Raw genomic sequence first — 7864 nt, forward strand, 5'->3', positions numbered from 1 at the left:
TCACGACGAGGGCGACCTTGTGTTTTTTAAGGTATTCGATAGTATGGGCGATACCTTTTGGGTTGTTGGTTTCGGTTTTGGTGCGCTGCAAAGACGTGATGCCGATGACGAAGTTTCGTTTGGCGATGTCGATGCCTGCGTAATTGTATTGGGTACTCATCATAAACCTGCCTTGCATTCGGTTGTGTTGTCTGGCAACTGTCCGGTCGTGTCGATGGGTTGCCCGACCGCTCCCTGAGCTACGCAACGGTTGTTTGCCTTGGTCGGATGCGGGTGGCGGCCGGGCGGTTTGTTGCTATGATACGGGTGTTCCGATATACAAGGTCGGATTCTCGAATCCGACATTTCCAAACAGCGGTTTTTCGGAAACGATAGATACGTCAAATGTTTTTGTCGGATACAAGTATCCGACCTACATCTCTATTTACTTCGTCGGTGTACATTGTAGCGTGGGCTTTGCCTACGATAATGGCGGCTAAAAGAGGTCGTCTGAAATTTTGGGCTTGATTCGTGGGCAAAGCCCACGCTACGGGTTGCAGCCGACCTCTGTCATCTCCCTTTTACATCTCTTCCAGTTTCGCAAACTTGGTGTCCAGCTCTTTCACGCCTTGTTTGCCGAAATTGATGGTCAGGCGGGCGGATTCGCCTTTGTCTACGGCATCGATGATGACGCCGGTGCCGAATTTGGCGTGACGGACGTTTTGTCCGATACGGAAACCTGCGTAGGTTTGGGGCTGTTTGTAGTCATCGATGATTTTGTTTTTGGGCGCGGCGGTTTGGCGCGGGCTGCCGTAGCTGTCGTAGGCGGTCTTTTTGACGGACAGATAGTGCAATACTTCGGGTGGGATTTCTTCGACGAAGCGGGAGACGATGCCGAATTGGGTTTGCCCGTGCAGCATGCGTTGTTGCGCCATGGTGATGTAGAGGCGTTTGCGGGCGCGGGTGATGGCGACGTACATGAGGCGGCGTTCTTCTTCGAGGCCGCCGCGTTCGGCAAGGCTCATTTCGCTGGGGAAGCGGCCTTCTTCCATGCCGGTGAGGAAGATGGCGTTGAATTCCAAGCCTTTGGCGGCGTGGACGGTCATGAGTTGGACGGCTTTTTCGCCTGCGCCTGCTTGGTTTTCGCCGGACTCGAGGGCTGCGTTGCTTAGGAAGGCGAGGATGGGGAAGGCGGGGTCGTCTGAAATGTTGTCGGGCAGGATTTCGAAGTTGCTGTCTTCGGGTTTGAACTCGATGGCGGCGTTGACGAGTTCGTCGAGGTTGTCGATGCGGTCTTGGTTGTCGCCTTTTTGGGTTTTATAGTGTTCGGTCAGGCCGCTGTCTTTGAGGATGCCGACGATGATTTCGGGCAGGGGCATTTGTCCGACTTGGTTGCGCAGGGCTTCAATCAGGCGGACGAAGGCTGCGACTTTGGCGGCTTTTGCGCCGGCGTTGCAGGCTGCCTGCCAGAGGGTGATGCCTTGTTCGTTTGAGGCCGTCTGAAGGTTTTCGATGGTGCGTGCGCCGATGCCGCGCGGCGGGAAGTTGATGACGCGCAAGAGGGCGCTGTCGTCGTCGGGATTGACGGCGAGGCGCAGGTAGGCGAGCGCGTGTTTGATTTCTTGGCGTTCGTAAAAACGCAGGCCGCCGTAGATTTTGTAGGGGATGCCGCTGCGGAACAGGCTTTGTTCGATGACGCGCGATTGGGCGTTGCTGCGGTAGAGGACAGCGATTTCGTCCAAATCCCAGCCTTCGCGTTCGAGGGCTTTGGTTTCGTCCACGATGAATTGGGCTTCTTCGAGGTCGGTAAAGGCGGAGTAGTAGCGGATTTTGTCGCCTGCTTCGGCGTCGGTGCGCAGGTTTTTGCCGAGGCGTTCGTCGTTGTTTTCGATGACGGCGTTGGCGGCGGCGAGGATGTTGCCGACGGAGCGGTAGTTTTGTTCGAGTTTGACGGGCGCGTCGATGTGGAACTCTTCCATCAGCGCGGTCATGTTGCCGACGTTCGCGCCGCGGAAACGGTAGATGCTTTGGTCGTCGTCGCCGACGGCAAATACCGCCGCGTTGCCGCCCGCCATGAGTTTGAGCCAGGCGTATTGCAGTTTGTTGGTGTCTTGAAACTCGTCAACGAGTATGTGATTGAAGCGGTTTTGGTAGTGCTGGCGCAGGATTTCGTTGCTTTGCAGCATTTCGTAGCTGCGGAGCATGAGTTCGGCGAAATCGACCACGCCTTCGCGTTGGCAGATTTTGTCGTATTCGGCGTAGCATTCAATCATGCGGCTTGTGTGCGGGTCGGGCGCGCTCAACACGGAAGCGCGCAAACCGGATTCTTTTTGCGCGTTGATAAAGCCTTGCAGCGAACGCGGCGCGATGATTTCTTCGGCGATGTTGAGGCTTTTGAGCAGGCGTTTGATCAGGGAAAGCTGGTCGCCGCTGTCGAGGATTTGAAAGGAAGACGGCAGGCCGGCGTCGCGGTGGTGCAGCCGTAGAAAGCGGTGGCAGAGACCGTGGAACGTGCCGAGCCACATGGCGCGGACGTTGATGGGAATCATCGCGCCGAGTCGGGTTTGCATTTCTTTGGCGGCTTTGTTGGTAAACGTTACCGCCATAATGCTGTGTACGCTGGCTTGTCCGCTTTGCAAAAGCCATGCGATGCGCGTGGTCAGCACGCGGGTTTTGCCGCTGCCCGCGCCCGCCAGCACAAGGGCGGATTGCGGCGGCCAAGTTACGGCGGAAAGTTGTTCGGGGTTTAAGCCTTGCAGCAGATTGGGGGCGGATTGGTCGGGAAACATGGGAAGAGACCGTCTGAAAAATGGGAATACAGTATTTTAATGGAAACGGCAAAGGTCGTCTGAAAAGATGTTTCAGACGACCTTTCGATATCGAATGCTGTTTATCGGGCAAAAGTTTGACAAGCCGAGGCGGCCTGCTGACGACATTGATTTAGAAATTGAAATTGTAGGACGGAAATCGGGAAATGTGAGTTTAATGGAGCAAGGTCGTCTGAAATCTATAGTGGATTAAATTTAAATCAGGACAAGGCGACGAAGCCGCAGACAGTACAGATAGTACGGCAAGGCGAGGCAACGCCGTACTGGTTTAAAGTTAATCCACTATATAAAACAGCGGCTTCAGACGACCCTTCTCTTCATTGCCAGCCATCCGTTTACCATCATCAAACTCAAACCCAACCAAATGAATCCGTAGCTGCTTAATGCCCCACTCTCCAAAGGTTCGTCCAGCCATGCAATCGAAATGATAAACAGCAAGACCGGTTCCAAATAGCTCAACATACCGAATACGGCAATGGGTAATAATTGGCTTGCTTTTAAATTCAAATGCATGGCGACCGTGCTATTGATGCCCAACAAAACGATAAAGCCGATAAGCTTGGGGGTGGACGCAATCAAATTGATGGTATCGGTTTGCGTCAGAATATAAAATAAGGCACAAGGCGCAATCACGAGCAAATCAAACGTCAGCCCTATCAATGCCGGCACGCCCAGTTTGCGGCGCACTAAATAATAGATGGGATATGTCCCGAATACCCATACCGTCGCCCATGAAAATGCGCCGGATCGTACCAACTCCCATGCCACGCCCAAACATGCCGATACGACCGCTACTATTTGCAGACGGTTAAGCGTTTCCTTAAACCAAATCCTGCCGCACGCCAGCATCGCCAATGGGAACAGGAAATAGCCCATTGCCACGTTCACGCCTTCGCCATTGACCGGCGACCAGACAAACAGCCAAAGCTGGCTTGCAAAAATAGGCGCAGGCAGCATAATCAAAAACCAACGTTTCCAATTCCTGCCTGTTTCACGAACAAACCGCCCTGCCGCCTTCCAGCCATCGCCCATGCCCATCAATACGCATACGGACGCCAACATTGCGACCATGCGCCAAGCGAAAACTTCCGTCCCATTCATCGGGTGCATCCAAGTACTGTACAGAAACAGCATGGAAAACAATACATTGGAAGCTATCGCCGCCACAAGTCCCTTTGAGAAATCCGTCATATTCAGACGACCCTGCAAAAAACCTCATTGTATCAATGGGGAATGCGAAAAGAAATTTCACATTTTCGATATTTGAAGAAATAGAAAAACTTAACGCGAATCCTGCCGTCTCAACTTACTATCGCTCAGCCGTCCGCCCTCTCTCAACCAGTCTCAAAAATGTATAGGCAATCCGATAGCTGCAACAAATAAAAAAAGCCCTGCATTGCAGGGCTTTTTGAGATTCCAAAAACGAATTAACGTTTGGAGAATTGTTTTGCGCGGCGTGCTTTGCGCAGACCTGGTTTTTTACGTTCAACTTCACGGGCATCGCGAGTCACGAAACCGGCTTGAGACAAGGCAGGTTTCAGCGCAGCGTCGAAGTCGATCAGGGCGCGGGTAATGCCGTGACGGATAGCGCCGGATTGACCGGTTTCACCGCCGCCGATAACGTTGACTTTGATGTCGAACGCTTCAGCGTTTTCAGTCAGAACCAAAGGTTGGCGAACAACCATGCGGCTGGTTTCGCGGGCGAAGAATTCGTCAACGGGACGACCGTTTACGATGATTTGGCCGGTACCTTTAGTCAGGAATACACGAGCCACTGAACTTTTGCGGCGGCCTGTGCCGTAGTAGTATTTACCGTTCATGTCGTGTCCTTATTTCAATTCCAAAACTTTGGGTTGTTGTGCGGCATGGGCGTGTTCTGCACCAGCGTACACTTTCAGTTTTTTGATCATTGCGTAACCCAATGGGCCTTTAGGCAACATGCCTTTTACGGCTTGTTCCAAAGCGCGGCCCGGGAATTGCTCTTGCATTTCGCGGAAAGTACGCTCGTAGATACCTCCGGGGAAACCGGAGTGACGGAAGTATTTTTTGTCTTCAAATTTGGCACCGGTTACACGCAATTTGTCTGCGTTAATGACGATGATGTAGTCGCCGGTGTCAACGTGGGGGGTGTATTCAGGTTTGTGCTTGCCACGCAGACGGTGGGCGACTTCGGCTGCAACGCGACCCAAAACTTTGTCTTGGGCGTCGATAACGAACCATTCGCGCTTCACCTCGTGGGGTTTCGCTGAAAAGGTTTTCATAGTGGAAATCCAGATAGATATAGAAAGTTGTGAATTTTAAAGATGGGATTGGCTTTTGTCAATCGGATTGGGGTCGTCTGAAAGTGTTTTTTCTATGATGGCGGTTTTATGCATAGGGAGATGTTGTTTTTAAGCTGGAAAACGTTACTGATGATTCAAAATATCGGGATGTGTTTTCAATTTTATGCTTGGTTTTCAGACGACGTCGGAGCCAATGATAAATGAAAGCCATGCCGCAAATTGGGCATGGCTTGATATGGGAATCCCCGCGAGAGCCGTTTTGGCTGAATCCGCTTGAACCTTGTTGACAAGGCGGTCACCTCGGGCAGCTTCGGGTGCATCTAAGAATAGACACTCGCGCCCACTGCAACTCCCGGCAACCTTAAGCGAACTTATTGGTTCAAAGGAATATATGCCTTCGCGGACACCGCAGGGAAAAAGAAAAATCAGTTTTGTTCCAACCGCGCCAAAGCTTTTTGGCAGGCGTTGTTCATGTCAGTTATTTTACGCTCAAATTCGCCTATTGCCAAATCGTCTTTGAGTGTAATTTTAAGGAGGTCGTGGACAACGTTGAGCGCGGTCATAATGGCGATTTTATCGCTGCCGACAATGCGTCCGCTCTCTTTGATGGCGGCACTTTTTTTGTTGAGCATATCAACGGCTTGGAGCAGGGTATCTTTTTCTTCGCTCGGGGTGTTGATGGTGAAATTGACATTCATGATGTCGAGGCTGACTTGTTCGATACTCATGGCGTGTCCTTATGATTGTGTTTCTTGCGGCAGGCGGGAAATGAGCTGGCGGATTTTTTCTGCAGTCTGTTCCAATGCGCTGCGGTATTGTTCTTTTTCGGCATTAAGATTGTCGATTTTGCCTTGTAGGTCTTCTTTGAGTTTGCCGACTTGTACAAGCAACGCTTCACTCAATTCGTCAACGGCGGCTTCATGTTCGCGCTTTTGTTGTTCATGCTCGAGCTTGAGGCGGTCGATTTCTTCATTAAGGCGGCGGTTTTCACCAACAAGGGTTTCAAATTTTTGGGCCAGCTGGTAAACGCTGACTTCCAAGGTGTCGAGTGATTGATTCATGTATAGGCTTCCATATTGCCGCATGGTGGCAGGCGGTCAGGATATTAGGATGATGATGCAGGGATGTCAATCGCTGCCGAATCTTGAGGTCGTCTGAAACTTTTTGGTTTGATGTTTTCAGACGACCTTTACCGTTCGGTCTTACTCAAAGCGTGCGCTGCGCTCCATGAGTCTTTCTGCAACTTGTTGCGGGGTCATTTCCTTGCGGATGAGTTGCAGCAGGGTTTGGGTGATGGGCATGTCGATTTGGTATTTCACAGCGGTGTTAAACACTTCTTCGATGGTGCTGACACCTTCGGAAACATGACCGATTTCCACCAACACTTGATGCAGTTCTTTTCCTTCTGCCAAACCCAAACCGACACGGCGGTTGCGCGAAAGCGCGCCGGTACAGGTCAGGATAAGGTCGCCGATGCCGGCAAGCCCCATCATGGTCTTAGGCTGCGCGCCCATAGCCATGGCAAGACGGGTAATCTCGGCGAGACCGCGCGTCACCAGCGCCGCACGCGCATTGAGTCCGTATTCGAGACCGTCGGAAAGGCCGGTAGCGATTGCCATCACATTTTTGACAGCACCGCCGACAGCCACGCCGATCACGTCCGTACTGCCGTAAAGGCGCATTACGTTGGTGTTGAGTTGTGGAACCAATTCCTCAATCCACTCCTGATTTTCTGAGGCGATAACTACGGCGCAAGGCAGTTGTTTGGCGAGTTCTTGGGCAAAGCTCGGACCAGACAGCACGCCGATTTTTTTGTTCTCAGGCAATACTTCTTTCAATACTTGGAAGGTCAACAGCCCTGTATCTTGTTCAAAGCCTTTGCAGGCAGCAATGACGGGAACGTGGTCGGCATTGTGTTGTTTGAGGAGTTCTGCGCTGCTTCTCAAACCCGCGACAGAAGTTACGACAAGGACGAGTTCGCTGTCTTTGAGTGCATCACCCAAATCGGCGTAAACGGTTAAGGATTCAGGGAAAGGGAAACCGGGCAGACCGTGTTTGTTTTCACGTTCTGCCTGCAATGTACGGACTTGTTCGGGATTGCGTGTCCAAAGGGCGACTTCGTTGCCGTGGCGGGCAAAGTGCAGGGCAAGGGCTGTACCCCAAGAACCTGCGCCGATGACGGTGATTTTCATTGTGTGTCTTCCAACGGTAAATTGTCGTTTAATTTAAACCAATCGGCTTGGCAGTGCAAGCGATAGAGGCCTATTCAACATGAAAACCGCATGAAAATGCAGAAGCTATCACATATATTGCTTATTTCTATTGAAAATCCAATATTGATTTACCGCAAAGGGCAAACCACGCCCGCTGTTTATACTTCGCGGACAAAAAAGCCGGACATATCAAACGGACGTAAACAAAGCGGAATGCCATTCCCCATTTTCGCCCGCCATTCATCACGGCAATCAACGGAAACGGTGCTTACTCATAATAATATCCACTACAAAAAGGAACACGCCATGAACCACCGCAACACCCGACTGCTCCTGTCGCTTGCTGTTTTGTCCGCATTGGCCGCCTGTGGCGGACAGGAAAGCAAGGAACAAAAACCTGCTTCCGCACCGACCGAAGCCTCTGCCGTTCAGACAACCTTGGATTCGGATTTCAAGTGCAACACTAGTGTATCAGTGGTTTGAACAGATTCAAGAATAAAACACTTGGCGTTTCGTAGCCAAGTGTTTTTCTTGGCCGGTGGTTCAACTCATCTTGAACCCT

At 51.5% G+C, this 7864-nt stretch carries 8 protein-coding genes, 1 other RNA gene and 1 pseudogene; 1 reads left to right on the forward strand and 9 read right to left on the reverse strand.

Features of this window, described 5'->3' with window-relative positions:
* From AAG834_RS13215 to AAG834_RS13260, 9 genes and pseudogenes are all read right to left on the reverse strand, one after another.
* Positions 1–178, reverse strand: a pseudogene (locus AAG834_RS13215) (IS110 family transposase); the annotation flags it as partial.
* A 382-nt stretch (positions 179–560) separates the two neighbouring features.
* Positions 561–2768 carry a DNA helicase II gene (gene uvrD / locus AAG834_RS13220; RefSeq protein ID WP_342032403.1) on the reverse strand — a complete coding sequence of 736 codons (2208 nt, stop codon included), beginning with the start codon at positions 2766–2768 and terminating at the stop codon, positions 561–563.
* 339 nt (positions 2769–3107) lie between these two features.
* Complete coding sequence (gene rarD, locus AAG834_RS13230) at positions 3108–3998, reverse strand: EamA family transporter RarD (RefSeq protein ID WP_342032404.1); 891 nt, start codon at positions 3996–3998, stop codon at positions 3108–3110.
* 236 nt (positions 3999–4234) lie between these two features.
* Positions 4235–4627 (reverse strand): 30S ribosomal protein S9, encoded by a 393-nt coding sequence (rpsI, locus tag AAG834_RS13235; RefSeq protein WP_003744048.1) that lies wholly within the window; start codon positions 4625–4627, stop codon positions 4235–4237.
* A gap of 9 nt (positions 4628–4636) precedes the next feature.
* The gene (gene rplM / locus AAG834_RS13240) at positions 4637–5068 is read right to left on the reverse strand and encodes a 50S ribosomal protein L13 (RefSeq protein WP_003744049.1); all 432 of its coding nucleotides are present in this window, start codon (positions 5066–5068) and stop codon (positions 4637–4639) included.
* 259 nt (positions 5069–5327) lie between these two features.
* Positions 5328–5507, reverse strand: a non-coding RNA gene (gene ssrS, locus AAG834_RS13245) — 6S RNA.
* 7 nt (positions 5508–5514) lie between these two features.
* Positions 5515–5817, reverse strand: coding sequence for a cell division protein ZapA (locus tag AAG834_RS13250; RefSeq protein ID WP_003744050.1), 303 nt, complete (start codon positions 5815–5817; stop codon positions 5515–5517).
* Between the two features lie 9 nt (positions 5818–5826).
* Positions 5827–6150 carry a hypothetical protein gene (locus AAG834_RS13255; protein ID WP_019271148.1) on the reverse strand — a complete coding sequence of 108 codons (324 nt, stop codon included), beginning with the start codon at positions 6148–6150 and terminating at the stop codon, positions 5827–5829.
* 141 nt (positions 6151–6291) lie between these two features.
* Entirely contained in the window at positions 6292–7281 is a 990-nt protein-coding gene (locus AAG834_RS13260) for an NAD(P)H-dependent glycerol-3-phosphate dehydrogenase (protein WP_342032405.1), read from the reverse strand.
* A 327-nt stretch (positions 7282–7608) separates the two neighbouring features.
* On the opposite strand from AAG834_RS13260, the gene AAG834_RS13265 reads away from it, so the two are divergent.
* Positions 7609–7785: a hypothetical protein gene (locus AAG834_RS13265; RefSeq protein ID WP_342032406.1), complete on the forward strand. Its 177-nt coding sequence runs from the start codon at positions 7609–7611 to the stop codon at positions 7783–7785.
* The last annotated feature ends 79 nt before the right edge of the window (positions 7786–7864 follow it).

Origin of the sequence: Neisseria sp. Marseille-Q2251 (assembly GCF_940793045.1) — a bacterium.
Taxonomy (GTDB): Bacteria; Pseudomonadota; Gammaproteobacteria; order Burkholderiales; family Neisseriaceae; genus Neisseria.

Bases quoted from the DNA above. Each gene is read 5' to 3' on its own strand.
- uvrD (WP_342032403.1), bottom strand. From the start codon at position 2,768: ATGTTTCCCGACCAATCCGCCCCCAATCTGCTGCAAGGCTTAAACCCC.
- rarD (WP_342032404.1), bottom strand. From the start codon at position 3,998: ATGACGGATTTCTCAAAGGGACTTGTGGCGGCGATAGCTTCCAATGTA.
- rpsI (WP_003744048.1), bottom strand. From the start codon at position 4,627: ATGAACGGTAAATACTACTACGGCACAGGCCGCCGCAAAAGTTCAGTG.
- rplM (WP_003744049.1), bottom strand. From the start codon at position 5,068: ATGAAAACCTTTTCAGCGAAACCCCACGAGGTGAAGCGCGAATGGTTC.
- AAG834_RS13250 (WP_003744050.1), bottom strand. From the start codon at position 5,817: ATGAGTATCGAACAAGTCAGCCTCGACATCATGAATGTCAATTTCACC.
- AAG834_RS13255 (WP_019271148.1), bottom strand. From the start codon at position 6,150: ATGAATCAATCACTCGACACCTTGGAAGTCAGCGTTTACCAGCTGGCC.
- AAG834_RS13260 (WP_342032405.1), bottom strand. From the start codon at position 7,281: ATGAAAATCACCGTCATCGGCGCAGGTTCTTGGGGTACAGCCCTTGCC.
- AAG834_RS13265 (WP_342032406.1), top strand. From the start codon at position 7,609: ATGAACCACCGCAACACCCGACTGCTCCTGTCGCTTGCTGTTTTGTCC.